Raw genomic sequence first — 16,881 nt, forward strand, 5'->3', positions numbered from 1 at the left:
GACGGTCGGCCCGGCCCGTTGGATCAGGGCAGCCGTCGGGGCTCCACGCGGGTCTCGACCGCCGTGCCGTCGGGGCCGCGCTCGACCCGGTACGCCGCTGCACCTGGCCGGTCGGCGACCGCCTCGACGAGCCCGGTGCCCCGGTAGACCAGGCCGACGCCGTCGTCGGTCGCGTGCCCGCCCGGGAGGGCGCCCTCGGCGACGAGCCGCTGGTACAGCGGGCGGCGCTGCTCCTCGGAGTCGTAGTGCACGCCGTTCGAGGTCGGGATGAGACCCAGCCCGTTCGTGACCGGCCGCAGGTCGGGCCCGTAGGAGTCGGTGGTGCCGCCGACGTGCCAGCACAGCGAGCCGGCCGAGACGCCGCCCAGCACCACGCCTGCCTCCCAGACCTCGCGGAAGATCTCGTCGAGGCCGTGCACGCGCCAGACCGCGAGGAGGTTCGCGACGCTGCCGCCGCCCACCCAGACGACGTCCTGGGCCAGCAGGTGGGCGCGCATGTCCGGCACGGTGGGCATGGTGAACAGGCTGAGGTGGCTGACCTGGACGGAGCTGCCGGCGAAGGCGCCGTAGACGCCGGCGACGCGCACCGGGTCGTCGCCGGTCGCTGTGCCCAGGTAGCAGAGACGGGGGCGCTCCGGGGCGCCCGAGAGCTCGAAGGCCAGGTCGAACACCGGACCGGGACGCCAGTCGTAGGGCCCCCTGCCGCGGGAGGCGAACCCCATGCTCGTGGCGAGGATCGTCGGCTGGGCTGCGGGCATCAGGTGCTTCTCCGGTCGTCGGGCGGGGTGGTCGGGCGGAGGGCGCGCAGGACGGCGCGGGCGGTCCGCGCGCCGCTGGCCATCGCGCCCTGGATGGACGGGGTGTCGCGGTGGTCGCCGCAGACGTACAGCCCGTCCCCGAGGTCGACCGGCCGGCGCAGCTGCAGGGGTGGGAGAGCGGCGGGCTGAGCACCCGGCACGGTCACCGTCGTGAGGTGGTCGAGGTCGGACGGCGCGACGCCGTGGGCCGCCGCGACCTCGGCGCGGACCTCGTCCTCCCGTGTGGGCGACAGCGTGGAACTCGCCACCAGCGCACGACCGTCGGGGCTGTAGCGCGGCTGCGCGTCGGACAGCACGACGCTGTTGACCAACCGGCTGCCGGGCTGACCGAGCACGATGAGCGGCAGGCGCCACGGCGACCCCGGCAGCACGTGGAGGTGCGTCGTGACCTGTCGCGGTGCCGCCGCCTCGACGCCCGGCAGCAGCCGGGCCGCCGTCCCCGGGTCGGTCGCGACGACGACGGCGTCCGCGGCCCAGCGGCCGTCGTCGGTGAGCACGGATCCGGGCGCGACGGCGCGGACGGCCGTGTGCGGGTGCAGCCGTCCAGGAGCCAGCCGGGCTGCCAGCTGCTCGCCGACTGCCTGCATGCCCTCGGCGGGCAGCCCGATCGACCCGCGGACGAAGCTGCGCCAGAGCAGGTCGAGGTAGCGGCTCGACGTCTCCAGATCGTCTTCCAGCAGCACGCCGGCGAGGAACGGCCGGAAGAACCGCTCCAGGGCGGTGTCACCGACGCCGGCCGCGCGCAGCGCCTGCTCGGCGGTCCGCTCGCGGGCGGCGAGCAGCCGGCCGACGGGGGAGTAGCCGGCGCGCAGGGAGAAGGCCGCGAGGGCTGCCTTGTCCCGCGCTGACCCGATGGGGGCTGTCGCGGTCCCGATGACGTCGGCCGGGCGCCGGCGGGGGTCGACAACCCGGTGCGCCGTGCCGTCGACCCGGACGATGGCCCCGCGCTCGAACCAGCCGAGTTCGAGGGCGTCGAGGTCGAGGTCGGCGGCCCGGGGGTAGCCGGTGTTGAGCACCTGGAAGCCCCGGTCGACGACGAAGCCGTCGATCCGCTCGGTGGCCAGGCGGCCGCCCGCGTGACCGCCGGACTCGAGGACGTGGACGTCGACGCCGGCCGCCGCCAGCCGGGTCGCCGCCGAGAGACCGGCCAGGCCGGCCCCGACCACCACGACCTCGGCACCCGACGACATCGTCCGACCGTATCCGTACGACCCGATCCGCCGGCCGCACAGTTCCGGGTGGTGGACAGCGCCTGTCCCTGTGGACAGCCAGGCCGGTAGCGGCGTTCGGCGCCCTACGGTCCGGGGCATGCCTGCCGCTGGACCGCCGGACGCACCGGGACCCCCGCCTCCCCCCGTGGTGCCCGGGTACAGGCTCGAGGAGCTGCTCGGCAGAGGCGGCTCCGGTGAGGTCTGGCGGGCCGTGCCGCGTCGGGGCGGCGAGCCGGTCGCGGTGAAGGTGCTGGTGGCCGGTGATCCCGAGCGGCAGGCGCGGGAGGCGGCGCTGCTCGGCGGGCTCGACCACCCGCACCTCGTGCGGTTGATCGAGGTCGTGCACCAGCCCCAGCGCGGCGGGGCGGCCCGGGTCGCCCTCGTCCTCGAGCTCCTGGCGGGCGGCAGCCTCGCCGCGCTGCTGGCGAGGCGCGGCCGGCTGCGGCCGGGGGAGGTGGTGACGGCCATCGCGCCCGTGGCCGCGGCCGTCGCGCACGCCCACGCGGGCGGTGTCGTCCACGGCGACCTGTCCCCGGGCAACATCGTCTTCACCGCCGAAGGGCGCCCCGTCCTGACCGACCTCGGTGTGGCGCGGGTGCTGGGGGAGGTCGCGGCGGCGGAGGTGACCCCTCCGTACGTGGACCCGACGGTCGCCCGCGGTGGCGCACCGGGGCCGGCCTCCGACGTCTTCGGGATCGCTGCCGCGGCGTTCCACGCGCTCACCGGGATCGCGCCGTGGAACGCCGCGACCCCGGGCGACACGCTGGCCGTCGCGGCGACCGGGCACCTGCCCGACCTGGCGGAGCTGGCGCCGGAGGCGCCGGCCGAGCTGATCGCCGTCATCGACCGGGGGCTGTCCCCGGATCCGCACGACCGCGGGTCGGCGGCGGCGTTCGCCCTCGACCTGCGGCACGCCTGCCGCCCCGAACCGGTGCGGCTGCCCGCCGACGATGTCGCCGACGCCGACCTCGGCCGCACGGGCCGGGGGCCGCGCACGGAGCTGACCCACCAGGTCCCCGGCCGCCGCGCCCGACCCGCCCCCGTCGTGGTGGGGCCGCCGGAGCGGCGGTTCCGCCGGTGGCCCGCGCCCCGCCCGACCAGTCGCGCGGTCCTCGTCGCCGCGGCGACGGTGGTCCTCGTCGGAACCGGCTGGCTCGGTGTCCGCTGGGCAGGGGGACCGCCGGACGCCGGCGGGCCCGTGGAGGCGGCCGTGGCGTCCCACCTCCCTCCGGCCGGCGAGCAGATCACCGCCTCGCCGAGACCCTCACCGCCGGCGGCGGCCGCCGAGGACGGGGCCGGGCCCGCCGACAGCCAGGAACGTCCCGACTCGGTGTCCGGCTGGCGAGCGGTCGTCGGCGATCTCTACGACCGCCGGGCCGCGGCGTTCGGCACGGCCTCGCCGGACGCCCTCGCCGAGGTCTACACGGCCGGGAGCGAGCTGCGGGCGGTCGACGAGGCGCACATCCGCGATCTGGCCGGAGCAGAGGAGGCGCTGCGGGGGTTCGCCCCCCTCGTGGTGGCCGTGACCGCGGTCGACGGAGGGGCCGACCGGGTGGAGATCGACCTCGTCGACAGGTGGGCCGGCTACGACGTCGTCCCCGCCGCGGCGCCCGACGGCCCGGCGCTGCGCACGCTGCCCGGGCGGCCGGAGACCACCGTCCGGATGGTGCTGGTGCGCACCCCGGAGGGCTGGCGCATCGAGAGCGCGCAGCGCCTGGGATGAGGCCTCGCCGGTCTCACCGGGTCGTGGCCGCCGCCAGCGCCGAGGCGAGATCCGGGTGGGTGAACCGGTAGCCGGACTCCTCCAGCCGGGTGGGGACCGCGCGCTGGCCGGCGAGCACGCTGGAACGGCCGAACTCGCCGAGCCCCAGCCGCACCGCGAAGGCCGGCACCGGCAGGGCCGCCGGTCGGTGCACCTGCCGCGCCAGCTCCTGCGTGAACTCGGCGTTGGTGGCCGGCTCGGGTCCGGTGAGGTTGACCGCACCCGACACGTCCGCGGTCAGCAGGTGACGCATCGCGCCCACCTCGTCGGCCAGGCTGATCCACGGCCAGTACTGCCGGCCGCTGCCGATCCGCCCACCGAGGCCGAGCCGGAACACCGTGCCCAGCACCTGCATCAGCATCGCCTTGCGGTCGAGCACCAGGCCGGTCCGCATCCGCACCACTCGCACCCCTGCCTCCTCGGCCGGCGCGGTCGCCGCCTCCCACTGCGCGCAGACCTGGGCGAGGAAGTCCGATCCGGCAGGGTCCTCCTCGGTGACCGTCCGGGAGCCGGTGTCGCCGTAGTACCCCACCGCGGACGCCGACAGCAGCACCCGAGGGCGCGAGCGGTCGGCGGCCGCCACGGCGGCGAGCGCCTCGCTGAGGGTGGTCGTCGCGTCGACCCGGCTGCTCAGCAGCTGCGCCTTGTAGCCCGCGGTGAACGGCCGCGGGCGGATCGGGGTGCCGCCGAGGTTGATGACCGCGTCCACGTCGGTGAGCAGACCCGGGTCGATGCGGCGGTGCTGCGGGTCCCACCGGTGCTCGTCGGCCGTCCGCGGCGTGCGGCGGACCATCACGAGCACGTCATGGCCGTCGGCCCGCAGCGCCGGCAGCAGTGCGCCGCCGATCAGGCCCGAGGCACCGGACACGGCGATCTTCACGGCAGGGTCCTCCCGGGGACGAGGTGGCTGAACGCGATCGGGGCCCCGGCTCGCGCCGGGGCCCCGATCGGGAGTGCTGCTAGGCGAGCCCGAGCTCGCCCTCGAACTGACCGGCCTCCAGCCGCTCCCGCACGGTGGTGAGGAAGCGTGCGGCATCGGCACCGTCGACGATCCGGTGGTCGTAGGTCAGGGCCAGGTAGACCATCGAGCGGATCGCGATGACCTCCCCGAGGTCGGGGTCCTGCACGACCACCGGCCGCTTCACCACCGAGCCGACGCCGAGGATGGCGACCTGCGGCTGGTTGATGATCGGGGTGTCGAACAGGGCGCCCCGGCTGCCGGTGTTGGTGAGCGTGAACGTCCCGCCACCGAGCTCGTCCGGCGTCACCTTGTTGGTGCGCGTCCGCTCCGCCAGGTCGGCGATCTTGCGGGCGATCCCACCGAGGCTGAGGTCGCCGGCGTCGTGGATGACCGGCACGAGCAGGCCGCGCTCGGTGTCCACCGCGATGCCGAGGTTCTCGGTGTCGTGGTAGGTGACGGTGCCCGCCTCCTGGTCGATGGAGGAGTTCACCGACGGGTGCACTTTGAGCGCCTCGATGGCGGCCTTGGCGAAGAACGGCAGGAACGACAGCTTGACGCCCTCGCGGGTCTCGAAGTCGCTCTTGGCCCTCGACCGGAGCCGGGCGATCTTGGTGACGTCGGCCTCGACCACCGTGGTGAGCTGGGCGCTGACCTGCAGCGACTCGACCATCCGGCGGGCGATGACCGAGCGCAGCCGCGACATCTTCTCCGTGCGGCCGCGCACCGAGGTGTCGGGCATGGCGGCCGGCGAGGGGGTGCGCATCCCGCTCGAGGCGGCGGCCGGTGCGGCGGCGGGCGCCGGCGCCGACGTCCTCTCCGCAGCGGCGAGCACGTCCTGCTTGCGGATGCGGCCCCCCACGCCGCTGCCGGACACGGAGCCCAGGTCCACGCCCTTCTCCGCCGCCAGGCGCCGCACCAGCGGCGTGACGTAGGCGCCGGCGCCGTTGTCGGACGACTGCTGGGCAGCCGGCGCCTGCGGCGCCACCTGCGGCGGCGGGGCCGAGGTGGGCGACTGGGCGGGCTGGGCACCGCTGGCGCCGTAGTCGCCACCCGGCTGCTCCGTCGAGGGCGCGGGCGCGGCGGGCTTGGCCTCGGGAGCAGCCTGCGGCTGCTCCTCGGCGGGGGCCTCCTGCTTCGGCGCCTCCTGCTGGGGGGCGGCCGGGGCGGACCCGCCGCCGGCGGCACCGATCACCGCCAGCTGCGCACCGACGTCGACTGTCTCGTCCTCGTTGACGGTGATCTCGAGCAGGGTGCCGCTGACCGGCGAGGGGATCTCGGTGTCGACCTTGTCGGTGGAGACCTCCAGCAGCGGCTCGTCGGCGGAGACCTCGTCACCGACGGCCTTCAGCCAGCGGGTGACCGTGCCCTCGGTGACGCTCTCGCCCAGGGCGGGCATGGTGACCGGGGTGCCCTCGCCGCCACCGCCCCCACCGCCGGAGCCGCTGTCCGCGGACGCCGGTGCCGGCTCCTCCTGCTGCGCGGGCTCCTCGGACTCCGACGACCCGGGGCCGGCGTCCTCGACCTGCTCGTCCGGCGTCTGCGGCTCCTCGGCGTCCTCGGCGGAGGCCGGAGGCGCGGCGTCCCCGCCGCCGTCGCCGTCGCCACCGATGACCGCGAGCTCCGCGCCGACCTCGACCGTCTCGTCCTCGGCGACCAGGATCTTGGTCAGGACGCCGGCCGCGGGCGAGGGGATCTCGGTGTCGACCTTGTCGGTCGAGACCTCGAGGAGGGGCTCGTCGGCCTCGACCTGCTCACCCTCCTGCTTGAGCCAGCGGGTGACCGTGCCCTCGGTGACGCTCTCGCCCAGGGCGGGCATGGTGACGGACGTCGGCATCGGGGCAGTGCTCCTTCTGGCGCTGTGCGGGGATGGGGGAGTGGTGGTCGATCAGCCGTGCACGTGCAGCGGCTTGCCGGCGAGGGCCAGGTGGGCCTCGCCGAGCGCCTCGCTCTGGGTCGGGTGCGGGTGGATGAGGCTGGCGACGTCGTCGGCCTCGGCCTCCCAGTTGTAGATGAGCTGGGCCTCGGCGATGAGTTCGCCGACGCGGCTGCCCACCATGTGGATGCCGACGACCGGGCCGTCGGGGGCCTGGATCAGCTTCACCGCGCCGGTGGTCTTGAGGATCTGGCTGCGCCCGTTGCCCGCGAGGTCGTAGGTCAGGGTCTTGACCTCGCCGTACCGCTCCTTGGCCTGCGCCTCGGTGAGGCCGACCGAGGCGACCTCGGGGTCGGAGTAGGTGATGCGCGGGACGCCGGCGTAGTCGATCGGCGCCGGCTCCAGCCCGGCCACCCGCTCGGCGACGAGGATGCCCTCGCCGAACCCGACGTGGGCCAGCTGCAGCGTGGGGATCAGGTCGCCGACGGCGGAGATGGTGGGGACGTTGGTCCGGCAGTACTCGTCGACGAGGACGTAGCCGCGGTCCATGGCCACGCCGGCCTCCTCGTAACCGAGGCCCTGGCTGACCGGGCCGCGGCCGACGGCGACGAGCAGCAGCTCGGCCTCGAACTCCTTGCCGTTCTCCAGCGAGACCTTGACCCCGTTCTCGGTGTCCTGGACGCCGGAGAAGCGGTTGCCGAGCTCGAAGGCGATCTTGCGGCGGCGGAAGGCGCGCTCCAGCAGCTTCGACGAGGCCTCGTCCTCGAGCGGGACGAGGTGGGGGAGGGCCTCGATGATGGTGACGTCGACGCCGAAGGACTTCCAGGCGCTGGCGAACTCGCAGCCGATGACGCCGCCGCCGAGGATGATCGCCGAGGCCGGCACGCGGTCGAGGTTGAGGGCGTGGTCGCTGGTGATGACCTTCTTGCCGTCGATCTCCAGGCCCGGCAGCGAGCGGGCGTAGGAGCCGGTCGCCAGCAGGATGTGCTTGCCCTCGTAGGTCTGGCCGTTCACCTCGACGGTCGTCGGCGAGGTCAGCCGCCCCTCGCCTTCGACGTAGGTGATCTTGCGGGCCTTCACCAGGCCCTGCAGCCCCTTGTAGAGCTTGGAGATGACGCCGTCCTTGTAGGAGTTGACGCCGTCCATGTCGATGCCGGCCAGCGACGTCTTCACGCCGAACTGCTCGCCCTCGCGGGCCAGGTCGGCGACCTCGCCGGCGTGCAGCAGCGCCTTGGTCGGGATGCAGCCGCGGTGCAGGCAGGTGCCGCCGACCTTGTCCTTCTCGATGAGGACGACGTTCAGGCCCAGCTCGGTCGCGCGGAAGGCCGCTGCGTAGCCACCGGAGCCACCACCGAGGATGACCAGGTCGGCGGGGGAGGTGGGTGAGCTCACGAGTTCTCCTCGATGCAGTCGTCGGCGCCCCGCTCGTGCGGGCGGGGGCTCGCTCCCATCCTGCCACTCCGGGAACGACCCGGCCCGGAGCGCCGTTGCCTCGACGGGCGTGCCGATGATCACGACGCCGTCGTGGGGCGGTGCGGACGACGGGAGAGGCGACATGGGGTTGTTCGACCGGCTGCGCGGCCGCGGCGGCCGTCCGGGTCGCGGGCGGGACGACGGCCGTCGCGGCACCCTCGACAGGGGCTCCCAGCGGACGGACCTGAAGCACCTCGAGGAGTTCGTGGCCACCCGGCGAGGGGTGGAGGGCTACGTGGAGCCGCGGACCGCCGTCACCGAGACCACGATCGTGCTCGTGGCCGCCGACGGCGAGTGGACGCGGCGCCGCATCGACGGCCCCGACGTGGCGCGGAGGCTCTCCCGCGACCTCTCGATCCCCGTCTACGACGCCCAGGTGACCGGCTACCCGCAGCGCATGCGCGACTGGAGCGCCCGCCAGAAGCAGAACCGGCTGTCCTAGCTCACCATCCCGGGTCCTGGCTCACCGTCCACCGTGAGCCAGGACCCGGATCGATCAGGCGACCTGATCATCACGGCGCGGTCAGGCGATGAGGGCCTCGATGGTCGCGAGCAGGGTCCGCACGGGGACGCCGGTGCCGCCCTTGGGCGTGTAGCCCCACGGCGCGCCGGTGTTGTAGCTCGGGCCGGCGATGTCGATGTGCGCCCACGGCAGGCCGTCGGGCACGAACTCCGCGAGGAAGTGGCCGCCCACGAGCATGCCGCCCATCCGGTCGGCGTTCGAGTTCACGAAGTCGGCGATGGGCGACTCCAGGCCGCGGCGGAGCTCGGCGGGCAGCGGCATCGGCCACATGCCCTCACCGCTGCGCTCGGACGCGGCGATCACCGCGTCGCGCAGGTCGTCGGTGCCCATCACTCCCGCGGTGCGGGTGCCGAGCGCGACCAGCTGGGCGCCGGTGAGCGTCGACGTCTCGAGCAGGAAGTCGGGCTCGTCCTCGGCGGCGCGCGAGATCGCGTCGGCCAGGACGACCCGGCCCTCGGCGTCGGTGTTGGTGATCTCGGCCTTCTTGCCGTTGCGGAACGTGACCACGTCGGCGGGCCGGTAGGCGGTGCCGCTGGGCAGGTTCTCGGCGATGGGCACGGTGGCCACGACGTCGACGGGCAGGCGCAGCTGGGCGACGAGGCACACGGTCGCGATCACGGCCGCGGCGCCGGCCATGTCGCTCTTCATGTCCTCCATCTTCAGCGCGGGCTTGATCGAGAGACCGCCGCTGTCGAAGGTGATCCCCTTGCCGACGAGCGCGACCTTCTTGCGCGCGCCCGGGCCCGAGTAGGCCAGCCGCAGCAGGCGGGGCTTGCGGGTCGAGCCCTGGCCCACGGCGAGGATGCCGCCGTAGCCGCCCGCGACCAGCGCGTCCTCGTCGAGGATCTCCGCGGCCAGCCCGGCCTTCTCGCCCGCTGCGGCGCCGCGGGCGGCGAGCTCGGCGGGGAAGAGGTCGTTGGGCGGGGTGTTGACGAGGTCCCGCACGAGGGCGACGGCGTCGGCCACGGCCCGCACCCGGCGCAGGGCCTCCTCGGCGGCTCCCGCGTCGGGCACGACGATCGTGAACTCGCTCGGCGGCGCCGGGCGGTTGGCCGGCAGGTCGGACTTGTAGGCGGTGAACTCGTAGGCACCGAGCAGCGCGCCCTCGCCGACGGCGTGCAGGCGGGCGCTGTCCGGCGTCCCGCCGACGGCGGCGAGCAGGCTGACGACCGACCGGCGTCCGCCCAGCGCGCGGCTGGCGGCACCGGCGGCGCGGCGAACGGCCTCGGGCCGGTAGGCGCCGGCGGCGTCGGGGGCACCGAGCCCGGCCACGGCGACGACCGGGAAGGGGCCCTGGCCGAACGACGGCATGCGGGTGACCTCGTCCTCGGCACCGCGCGCGCCCAGGTCGGCGAGAGCGGGGAGGAGCCGGCCGCCGAGCAGCCGGTCGACGGCCTCGGCTCCGGGTGTCGGGAGCGGCCCGTCCGGGCCCTTGCCGACGGCGACGACGACGGCGTCTCCGGTCAGCTTCTCGAGGGGGTGGTCGGTGGCGGTGATCGTCGGCGGCACCGCTGGATCCTATGTGCCTCGGTAGCGTGCCACCCGTGAGCCCGCTGACCTCCCCACTGCACGATCGGCACGTCGCGGCCGGCGCGAAGCTCGCCGACTTCAGCGGGTGGTCGATGCCCATCGAGTACGCGGGAGGCGGTGTCCTGGCCGAGCACGCAGCGGTGCGCTCGGCGGTCGGGCTCTTCGACGTCTCGCACCTGGGCACGGCGACGGTCCGCGGCCCCGGGGCGGCAGCCTTCGTCGACTCCTGCCTGACCAACGACCTGTCGCGCATCGGCCCCGGCCAGGCCCAGTACACGCTGTGCTGCCTGCCCGACGGCGACCCGCGGGCGGGGGGAGTGGTCGACGACCTGATCGTCTACCTGCACGCCGACGACCACGTGCTCCTCGTGCCCAACGCGGCGAACGCCGCCGAGGTGCTCCGCCGCCTGGCCGACGAGGCGCCGGCCGGGGTGGGCGTCAGCGACCGGCACGCGGAGGTCGCCGTCCTGGCGCTGCAGGGACCGCGGTCCCTGCAGGTGCTGGAGCTGCTCGGCCTGCCGGGCGAGCTGGGCTACATGTCGTTCGTGACGGGCACCGGCGCCGGCGGCGCCGAGGTCACGGTGTGCCGCACCGGCTACACCGGCGAGCACGGGTACGAGCTGCTGGTCGACGCCGGGCACGCGGGCGGCCTGTGGGACGCGGTGCTCGAGGCGGGCCAGGACCAGGGGATCCGGCTGTGCGGGCTCGGTGCCCGGGACACGCTGCGCACCGAGATGGGCTACCCGCTGCACGGGCACGAGCTGTCGCAGGACATCACCCCGAACCAGGCGCGCGCGGGCTGGGCGGTGGGTTGGGGCAAGCCCGCGTTCTGGGGCCGGGACGCGCTGCTCGCGGAGAGGGAGGCGGGGCCCGCCCGCCTGCTGTGGGGTCTGCGTGCCGACGGCCGCGGCATCCCCCGGCCCGGGATGGCCGTACTCGACGCGAGCGGTGAGCGGGTCGGCGAGGTCACCAGCGGCACGTTCTCGCCGACCCTGCGGACCGGGATCGCCCTGGCGCTGGTCGACGCGGCAGCCGGCGTCTCGGCCGGCGACCCGCTCGCCGTCGACGTGCGCGGCCGGCCGCAGGCGGTCGAGGTGGTCAGGCCGCCGTTCGTCGAGTCGCACGTCCGCTAGCGGTTACTTCCGCGTGGGGTCGCTGTCGCCCTCCCGCGGCTCGGGGGAGTCGGGCAGCGTGTCGGCCATCTTCGCGTCGCGCGAGCCCATGGGCTCGGGCTCGCCGGTCGTGCTGTCGTGCGCCGTCTGGTGCTCGGCCTCGGAGTTGATCTCCGCACCGAGCAGCACCAGGTAGCAGGTCAGGTACAGCCACAGCATCAGCACGATGACGCCGGCGATGGCGCCGTAGGTCTTGTCGTAGGACCCGAAGTTGTTGACGTAGAGGGCGAAGCCGACGCTGACGACCGCCCAGACGACGGTGACGACGACCGAGCCGAGGCTGACCCACGCGAGGCGGGGTGCGTCGCGGTCGGGCGCCACCCGGTAGAGGACGGCGAGGCCGCCGGCGAACGCCGCCAGCAGGAGGACCCACCGGACCACCTGGGCCAGGATCGTGCCGACGACACCGAGCCCGAGCGCCTCGATCACCGCCGGGACGACGGCCAGCAGGCCGAAGGCGACGAGGACGAAGACGATCGCGCCGAGGGTGAGCGCCAGCGAGGTGGCCTTGAGCTTGACGAAGTTCCGCGCCTCGACCTCGTCGTAGGCGATGTTCACAGCGGTGATGACGTTGCCGACCCCGCCCGACGCGCTCCAGAGCGCCGCGAGGATCGAGACGACCAGGCTGATGCTCAGCGCGCTCCCGCTGTTGGCCACGATCGCCGTCAGCTGATCGCCGATCAGGCTGGCCGCGTCGTCCGGGAGCTGGGCGGAGAGGTCCTCGACCTGCCGGGCGACCGTCTCCGGGGACGCCACGAGGCCGTAGATGGAGACGAGCGCGATCAGCGCCGGGAAGATCGACAGGAAGCCGAAGAAGGCGACGCCGCCGGCGATGATCGGCATGTTGTCGGCCTTGTTCTCGGCCCACGCCCGCTTGACGATCTGCTTCCAGCCCGCCCACGGGATCTGCGTCGGCTTCTCCGCGTGGATCCCCGGCAGCTCGCTCGGTGACGGCGAGCCGGGGGGCGGCCGGTCGGGGTCGGCGGGGGGCGCGGTGCCGCGCTCCTTCTCGGCGGCCGCCTTCGCGGCGGCCGCCCGGCGGGCAGCCTTCTCCTCGACCCGTTCGCGGATCCGCTCGACGGCGCTCTCGTGCTGCCTCGTGCCGGCCACCTGATGACTCCTCTGTGCTGCGGGGGACGAGGTCGACCCTCCTGCCGGGGCCCGCCGCGAGCTCGCGAGCGGTGAGGGGGCAGGAGGGGCACCTGTCAGTCGCCGGGCCAGGCGCCGGTGAGCTGCTTGAACCCGCGGGCGCCCGCGCGGTCGATGGCGGCCTTGGTCGCGGCGAAGATCGCGCCCTGGATGGCCGCGGCCAGCACGACCTCCTTCATCGAGTACTCGCTCTGCAGGGCGCTCGGCGCGTCGTCCTCGTTCGACACCGCCTTCCAGACCTGCTTGAACACGATGCCGGACAGCGTTCCGGCCAGGATCCCGCCGATCAGACCGATGGGCCGGTATGCCAGCTTTGCGCCCTTGCTCTTCTTCTTGACTTCCTTGCTCAACGCTTCCTCCTCTGTGCCGCGCGCTTGCGGCGCAAGATGATCACCCCGAGGACCAGTCCCGCCAGTGCGGCGACGGCGCCGATCACCGCCGGCGGGCTCTCGCGGTAGGTCTCGACGGCGGTGTCGCGGGCGCGGTAGGCCTTCTCCTTCGCGCGGGCGGGGACGTCGAGCCGGGCGCTGAGCTCGTCGACCGTCCGCCCGAGCTGCGCGCGGGTCGCCTCGATCTCTGCCTGGATCTGCGCCGGGTCGTTCGGCTCGCTCACCGCGACAGCCCCTGCTTCACGGTGGCGACGTCGGCCTGCACGCCCGCGATCGCCTGGGTCGGCAGCGGGGGAGAGGCCTGGGCGACGTCCCTCTTGCCGACGAGGGCCAGCACGCCGGCGACGGCGAACAGCACGACGGCCACGATCAGGGCCGCCAGCCACGCGGGCAGCACCTCCGCCAGCCCGAGGACGGCGGCGCTGATCAGGACGGCAAGGCCGAAGAAGCCCACGAGCCCGGCCCCGCCGAAGAGGCCGGCGCCGACGCCGAGCCGCTTGGCCTTCTGGGTGACCTCGGCCTGGGCGAGCCGGGCCTCGTTGCGGACGAGCGTGCTCAGCTGCTCGGTGAGCTGACCGATCAGCTCACCGGTGGAGGCGTTGGCGGGGTCGGGTGCCACCTGCGCGCGGGTCGCCCCGCCGGCGTCGGGCTCTGGCGTCGGTGCAGTCATCGGTCCTCCGGCTGGGACGGGTCGATGGACTGCCATGCCCGCGCTCGTGCGGACGTAACCGACCGGTCGGTCACAGCACGGGCACGGCCCGGTCACTAGCCTCTGGGGCCATGACCTGGCGTTGGCGTCTCGAGGACAGCTCCGGAGCGGCCGTCGAGCCCTCGACCATCGGCGTGGAGGTGCCGTCCGCCGACAACCAGGGCGACGCCGAGTCGTGGCTGGGGGAGAACTGGCGGGAGCTGCTCGAGAAGGGCGTCGCGACCGTCACGCTGTTCGACGGCGACGACGAGGTCTACGGCCCGATGGGGCTCGCCGCCCCCTGATCGGGAGCGGCGAGCCGCCGGCTCACCCGCGAGCGGTCTTGGTGGGGTCGCGCTCCACCACCTCGCCGAGGACGTCGTCGATCCGGCGCAGGACGTCGTCGTCGAGCCGGACTCCCGAGGCCTTGACGTTGTCGTGGACCTGCTCGGGACGGGTGGCCCCGATGATGGCGGCGCCGACGTTCGGGTTCTGGAGCACCCACGCGATGGCCAGCTGCGCCATGGAGAGCCCGAGGTCGTCCGCGACGGGCCGCAGCTCCTGCACGCGGGTGAGGATGTCGTCGCGCAGGAAGCCCTTCATGGAGCCGCCGGCCTCGGCGTGACCCCCGCGGCTGTCGGCCGGGGGCTGCTGCCCGGGCAGGTACTTGCCGGTGAGCACGCCCTGGGCGAGCGGCGACCAGACGATCTGGGAGAGACCTTCCTTCTCCGACGTCGGCACGACCTCGGGCTCGATCACCCGCCAGAGCATCGAGTACTGCGGCTGGTTGCTGATCAGCTGGACGCCCAGCTCACGGGCGAGCGCAGCGCCGGCCGCGATCTGCTCGGCGTTCCACTCGGAGACGCCGATGTAGAGGACCTTGCCCGCCCGCACGAGGTCGGCGAAGGCGGTCATCGTCTCCTCGAGCGGCACCGTCGTGTCGTAGCGGTGGGCCTGGTAGAGGTCGACGTAGTCGGTCTTCAGCCGCTCGAGGGAGGCGTGGCAGCTCTCGATGACGTGCTTGCGGGACAGGCCGCGGTCGTTCCGGCCCGGACCTGTCGGCCAGTACACCTTGGTGAACAGCTCGTAGGAGGAGCGGCGCTGCCCCTCCAGCGCGCGACCGAGGACGGCCTCGGCGCGCGTGCCGGCGTAGACGTCGGCGGTGTCGAAGGTGGTGATGCCGGCGTCGAGGGCGGCGCGCACGCATGCGAAGGCGGCGTCCTCCTCGACCTGGCCACCGTGGGTGAGCCAGTTGCCGTAGGCGATCTCGGAGATGTTCAGGCCGGAGCGGCCGAGGCGTCGGAATTCCACGTCCTGCGACGTTAGGCGCCGCGCGGGACCGCCGCCTGCCCGGCCCTGACCGGGACCGTCGTCCCGTCCGCGACGGTGCGCGCGCCGCAGGTGCCCAGCCGCCGTTCCAGCTCCACCGCCGGCGGGTTGTGGTGGCTCAGGTGCACCGCGACCACGTCGGTGCCGCCGGTGACCGCGCCGGCGTGCCGCAGGCGGTCCAGCTGCTCGGGGAACGTGACCAGGTCCAGGTGGGCCGTGCCGTGGTCGAGCCGGTCCCCGAACGTCTGCTCGAGCAGGACCAGGTCGTAGGCCGCCCCGGCCACGGCCGTCATCGTCGATGCCGGGAGGGGGCCGGTGTCCGTCGCGTAGAGCAGCCGGGCGCCGTCCCGCCCGGTGACGTCGTAGAGCACCGTGGGCACCTCGTGCGCGGCGGCCAGCACGCGCACCGCGTGCTCACCGCACCGGAGGACGTCGCCCGGGTCGACCTGCACCAACCGCACCGGGTCGTGCGGCGCGAGCCACGGCCGGCACTCCTCGACCACCTGCGCAGGTCCGACGAGCGTCAGCGGTTCGGGCAGCTGCGCCCAGTGCCGCCAGAGCAGCGAGAACGGCGAGCAGTGGTCGGGGTGCGCGTGGGTGACCAGCACAGTGCGCACGCCGTGCAGGGAGATGCCGTCAGGTGGGAGCCCCGGGGCCAGGTCCAGCAGGAGGACGCCGTCCACGAGGGCCGAGGTGGGGCGGCGCTGCCGGCCCTCCTCGCGGGCCTCGGTGCACGACGGGCACGCGCACCAGGGGTTGGGCAGGCCGTCGGCCGCTCCCGTGCCCAGGAGCGTGACCTCCATCGAGCAGGTCAGACCTCCGCGCCCAGCGGCACCTCGGGCTTCGGGAAGCGCCAGCGGCGGATCATGGTCGAACGGCTGATGCCGTACCAGACCAGGCCGCGGGTCTTCTTGGCCTGCGGGTCGTCGGGGAACCGCTCCGCGACCTTGCGCTTGAGCTTCCGGCTGAGGATCACCGAGTCGACGATCATCAGCAGGAAGAAGCCGAACAGCAGGAAGCTCGCGTAGTTGCGGACCACCATGCTCGGGGCGATCGTGCCGATCAGCGCGACGGCGGCGATGGCGAGGAAGAAGCTGCCCACGTTGCGCCGCGAGTCGACGACGTCGCGGACCAGCTTGCGCACCGGGCCGCGGTCGCGGGCCGGGAGGTAGGCGTCGTCGCCGCGGGCCGCACCCTGGCGGGTCTCGGCCCGGCGGAGGGCCTGCTGCTCCCGCATCCGCTTGTAGGCCTCCTTGCGGGTGGTCGGCGGAGGCGGCGGCGGACCCTGGCGACGGCCCTGGGCCTCGCTCCGCTTCGGCGTCGGCCGGCCCTTGCCGGCGGTGCGCACCAGCTGCTCGGTGAGGTCGGCGGACGCGTCGGTCGCGGTCGCTTCGGCGCGGTCACGGCGGCCGGGGAGGCGGAGCTTCACAGGCTCGAAGTCTACGTGTGTGGGGAAGGAGACCGGGGAAACGCGCATTCGCGCCGTACAGTGGAAGAAGCTCCGCCACGGCGGTGTTGGGTCGCTGCGGGACGTGCCGCAGCGGGCACCCAGGGATGTGGGAGGACAGAACATGACGGTGCAGGACACGACCGACGCCGCCACCGGCGTCATCCTCAGCGACCCGGCGGCCGCCAAGGTCAAGGCGCTGCTGGACCAGGAGGGTCGCGACGACCTGCGGCTGCGCATCGCCGTCCAGCCGGGCGGCTGCTCCGGCCTTCGCTACCAGCTGTTCTTCGACGAGCGCTTCCTCGACGGCGACCAGACCTACGAGTACGGCGGCGTCGAGGTCATCGTCGACCGCATGAGCGGGCCCTACCTCGGCGGCGCGACGATCGACTTCGTCGACAGCATCGAGAAGCAGGGCTTCACGATCGACAACCCCAACGCGGGCAGCTCCTGCGCGTGCGGCGACTCGTTCAGCTGATCGCCCGCTCGCAGGTCGAGCGTTGAACCATCGAGGCCCGGAATCGCATCGATTCCGGGCCTCGGTGGTTCACGGCCG

18 protein-coding genes are annotated in these 16,881 nt (G+C 74.1%); 5 read left to right on the top strand and 13 right to left on the bottom strand.

Annotated features, from left to right (window positions below; all coding sequences use genetic code 11):
• Positions 1 to 23 precede the first annotated feature (23 nt).
• Together DCS98_RS16310 and DCS98_RS16315 are read right to left on the bottom strand one after the other, a co-directional pair.
• Complete coding sequence (locus DCS98_RS16310; RefSeq protein WP_116452433.1) at positions 24 to 758, bottom strand: Type 1 glutamine amidotransferase-like domain-containing protein; 735 nt, start codon at positions 756 to 758, stop codon at positions 24 to 26.
• Positions 758 to 2,008: an NAD(P)/FAD-dependent oxidoreductase gene (locus DCS98_RS16315; protein ID WP_116452434.1), complete on the bottom strand. Its 1,251-nt coding sequence runs from the start codon at positions 2,006 to 2,008 to the stop codon at positions 758 to 760. Before DCS98_RS16315 ends, DCS98_RS16310 begins: the two co-directional genes overlap by 1 nt.
• A 118-nt stretch (positions 2,009 to 2,126) precedes the next feature.
• Here DCS98_RS16315 and DCS98_RS16320 point away from each other — a divergent pair, with 118 nt between their 5' ends.
• Entirely contained in the window at positions 2,127 to 3,752 is a 1,626-nt protein-coding gene (locus tag DCS98_RS16320; RefSeq protein WP_116452435.1) for a serine/threonine-protein kinase, read from the top strand.
• A gap of 13 nt (positions 3,753 to 3,765) precedes the next feature.
• Here the strand turns inward: DCS98_RS16320 and DCS98_RS16325 are convergent, their stop codons facing one another.
• The 3 genes from DCS98_RS16325 to lpdA form a co-directional block, all read right to left on the bottom strand.
• Positions 3,766 to 4,671, bottom strand: a complete 906-nt coding sequence (locus tag DCS98_RS16325; protein WP_116452436.1) for a TIGR01777 family oxidoreductase — start codon at positions 4,669 to 4,671, stop codon at positions 3,766 to 3,768.
• A gap of 79 nt (positions 4,672 to 4,750) precedes the next feature.
• Positions 4,751 to 6,586 (bottom strand): 2-oxoglutarate dehydrogenase, E2 component, dihydrolipoamide succinyltransferase, encoded by a 1,836-nt coding sequence (gene sucB / locus DCS98_RS16330; RefSeq protein ID WP_116452437.1) that lies wholly within the window; start codon positions 6,584 to 6,586, stop codon positions 4,751 to 4,753.
• A 51-nt stretch (positions 6,587 to 6,637) separates the two neighbouring features.
• Positions 6,638 to 8,017, bottom strand: coding sequence for a dihydrolipoyl dehydrogenase (lpdA, locus tag DCS98_RS16335; protein ID WP_116452438.1), 1,380 nt, complete (start codon positions 8,015 to 8,017; stop codon positions 6,638 to 6,640).
• A gap of 115 nt (positions 8,018 to 8,132) precedes the next feature.
• Here lpdA and DCS98_RS16340 point away from each other — a divergent pair, with 115 nt between their 5' ends.
• Positions 8,133 to 8,540 carry an oxidoreductase gene (locus DCS98_RS16340; protein ID WP_241038188.1) on the top strand — a complete coding sequence of 136 codons (408 nt, stop codon included), beginning with the start codon at positions 8,133 to 8,135 and terminating at the stop codon, positions 8,538 to 8,540.
• 81 nt (positions 8,541 to 8,621) lie between these two features.
• Here DCS98_RS16340 and DCS98_RS16345 read toward each other — a convergent pair whose 3' ends face one another.
• Positions 8,622 to 10,130, bottom strand: coding sequence for a leucyl aminopeptidase (locus DCS98_RS16345; RefSeq protein ID WP_116452439.1), 1,509 nt, complete (start codon positions 10,128 to 10,130; stop codon positions 8,622 to 8,624).
• Between the two features lie 35 nt (positions 10,131 to 10,165).
• On the opposite strand from DCS98_RS16345, the gene gcvT reads away from it, so the two are divergent.
• Positions 10,166 to 11,284, top strand: a complete 1,119-nt coding sequence (gene gcvT, locus DCS98_RS16350; RefSeq protein ID WP_206340304.1) for a glycine cleavage system aminomethyltransferase GcvT — start codon at positions 10,166 to 10,168, stop codon at positions 11,282 to 11,284.
• Between the two features lie 3 nt (positions 11,285 to 11,287).
• Here the strand turns inward: gcvT and DCS98_RS16355 are convergent, their stop codons facing one another.
• From DCS98_RS16355 to DCS98_RS16370, 4 genes are all read right to left on the bottom strand, one after another.
• Positions 11,288 to 12,433 (bottom strand): YihY/virulence factor BrkB family protein, encoded by a 1,146-nt coding sequence (locus DCS98_RS16355; RefSeq protein ID WP_116452441.1) that lies wholly within the window; start codon positions 12,431 to 12,433, stop codon positions 11,288 to 11,290.
• Between the two features lie 95 nt (positions 12,434 to 12,528).
• On the bottom strand, positions 12,529 to 12,822 hold the full coding sequence (locus DCS98_RS16360) for a DUF4235 domain-containing protein (protein ID WP_116452442.1): 294 nt from the start codon (positions 12,820 to 12,822) through the stop codon (positions 12,529 to 12,531).
• Positions 12,819 to 13,085, bottom strand: a complete 267-nt coding sequence (locus DCS98_RS16365) for a DUF3618 domain-containing protein (RefSeq protein WP_116452443.1) — start codon at positions 13,083 to 13,085, stop codon at positions 12,819 to 12,821. The genes DCS98_RS16360 and DCS98_RS16365 overlap by 4 nt, the downstream gene beginning before the upstream one ends.
• Positions 13,082 to 13,531, bottom strand: a complete 450-nt coding sequence (locus DCS98_RS16370; protein ID WP_116452444.1) for a phage holin family protein — start codon at positions 13,529 to 13,531, stop codon at positions 13,082 to 13,084. Before DCS98_RS16370 ends, DCS98_RS16365 begins: the two co-directional genes overlap by 4 nt.
• 110 nt (positions 13,532 to 13,641) lie before the next feature.
• Here DCS98_RS16370 and DCS98_RS16375 point away from each other — a divergent pair, with 110 nt between their 5' ends.
• The gene (locus tag DCS98_RS16375) at positions 13,642 to 13,854 is read left to right on the top strand and encodes a hypothetical protein (RefSeq protein ID WP_116452445.1); all 213 of its coding nucleotides are present in this window, start codon (positions 13,642 to 13,644) and stop codon (positions 13,852 to 13,854) included.
• Between the two features lie 22 nt (positions 13,855 to 13,876).
• On the opposite strand, the gene DCS98_RS16380 is transcribed toward DCS98_RS16375, so the two are convergent.
• Genes DCS98_RS16380 through DCS98_RS16390 form a run of 3 tightly spaced genes read right to left on the bottom strand, consistent with a single transcriptional unit; the run spans position 13,877 to position 16,307 of the window.
• Entirely contained in the window at positions 13,877 to 14,860 is a 984-nt protein-coding gene (locus tag DCS98_RS16380) for an aldo/keto reductase family protein (RefSeq protein ID WP_116452446.1), read from the bottom strand.
• Positions 14,861 to 14,871: 11 nt separating this feature from the next.
• The gene (locus DCS98_RS16385; RefSeq protein ID WP_116452447.1) at positions 14,872 to 15,681 is read right to left on the bottom strand and encodes an MBL fold metallo-hydrolase; all 810 of its coding nucleotides are present in this window, start codon (positions 15,679 to 15,681) and stop codon (positions 14,872 to 14,874) included.
• Between the two features lie 8 nt (positions 15,682 to 15,689).
• On the bottom strand, positions 15,690 to 16,307 hold the full coding sequence (locus DCS98_RS16390) for a DUF3043 domain-containing protein (protein ID WP_116452448.1): 618 nt from the start codon (positions 16,305 to 16,307) through the stop codon (positions 15,690 to 15,692).
• A gap of 142 nt (positions 16,308 to 16,449) precedes the next feature.
• On the opposite strand from DCS98_RS16390, the gene DCS98_RS16395 reads away from it, so the two are divergent.
• Positions 16,450 to 16,803, top strand: coding sequence for a HesB/IscA family protein (locus DCS98_RS16395; protein ID WP_116452449.1), 354 nt, complete (start codon positions 16,450 to 16,452; stop codon positions 16,801 to 16,803).
• Positions 16,804 to 16,881 lie beyond the last annotated feature (78 nt).

The organism is Blastococcus litoris (assembly GCF_003075095.1).
Classification (GTDB): Bacteria; Actinomycetota; Actinomycetes; order Mycobacteriales; family Geodermatophilaceae; genus Blastococcus_B; species Blastococcus_B litoris.

Excerpts from the sequence above, each read along its gene's own strand:
- DCS98_RS16395 (WP_116452449.1), top strand. The coding sequence starts at position 16,450 with ATGACGGTGCAGGACACGACCGACGCCGCCACCGGCGTCATCCTCAGC.
- DCS98_RS16315 (WP_116452434.1), bottom strand. The coding sequence starts at position 2,008 with ATGTCGTCGGGTGCCGAGGTCGTGGTGGTCGGGGCCGGCCTGGCCGGT.
- DCS98_RS16385 (WP_116452447.1), bottom strand. The coding sequence starts at position 15,681 with ATGGAGGTCACGCTCCTGGGCACGGGAGCGGCCGACGGCCTGCCCAAC.
- DCS98_RS16310 (WP_116452433.1), bottom strand. The coding sequence starts at position 758 with ATGCCCGCAGCCCAGCCGACGATCCTCGCCACGAGCATGGGGTTCGCC.
- DCS98_RS16375 (WP_116452445.1), top strand. The coding sequence starts at position 13,642 with ATGACCTGGCGTTGGCGTCTCGAGGACAGCTCCGGAGCGGCCGTCGAG.
- DCS98_RS16320 (WP_116452435.1), top strand. The coding sequence starts at position 2,127 with ATGCCTGCCGCTGGACCGCCGGACGCACCGGGACCCCCGCCTCCCCCC.
- sucB (WP_116452437.1), bottom strand. The coding sequence starts at position 6,586 with ATGCCGACGTCCGTCACCATGCCCGCCCTGGGCGAGAGCGTCACCGAG.
- DCS98_RS16340 (WP_241038188.1), top strand. The coding sequence starts at position 8,133 with ATGATCACGACGCCGTCGTGGGGCGGTGCGGACGACGGGAGAGGCGAC.
- DCS98_RS16370 (WP_116452444.1), bottom strand. The coding sequence starts at position 13,531 with ATGACTGCACCGACGCCAGAGCCCGACGCCGGCGGGGCGACCCGCGCG.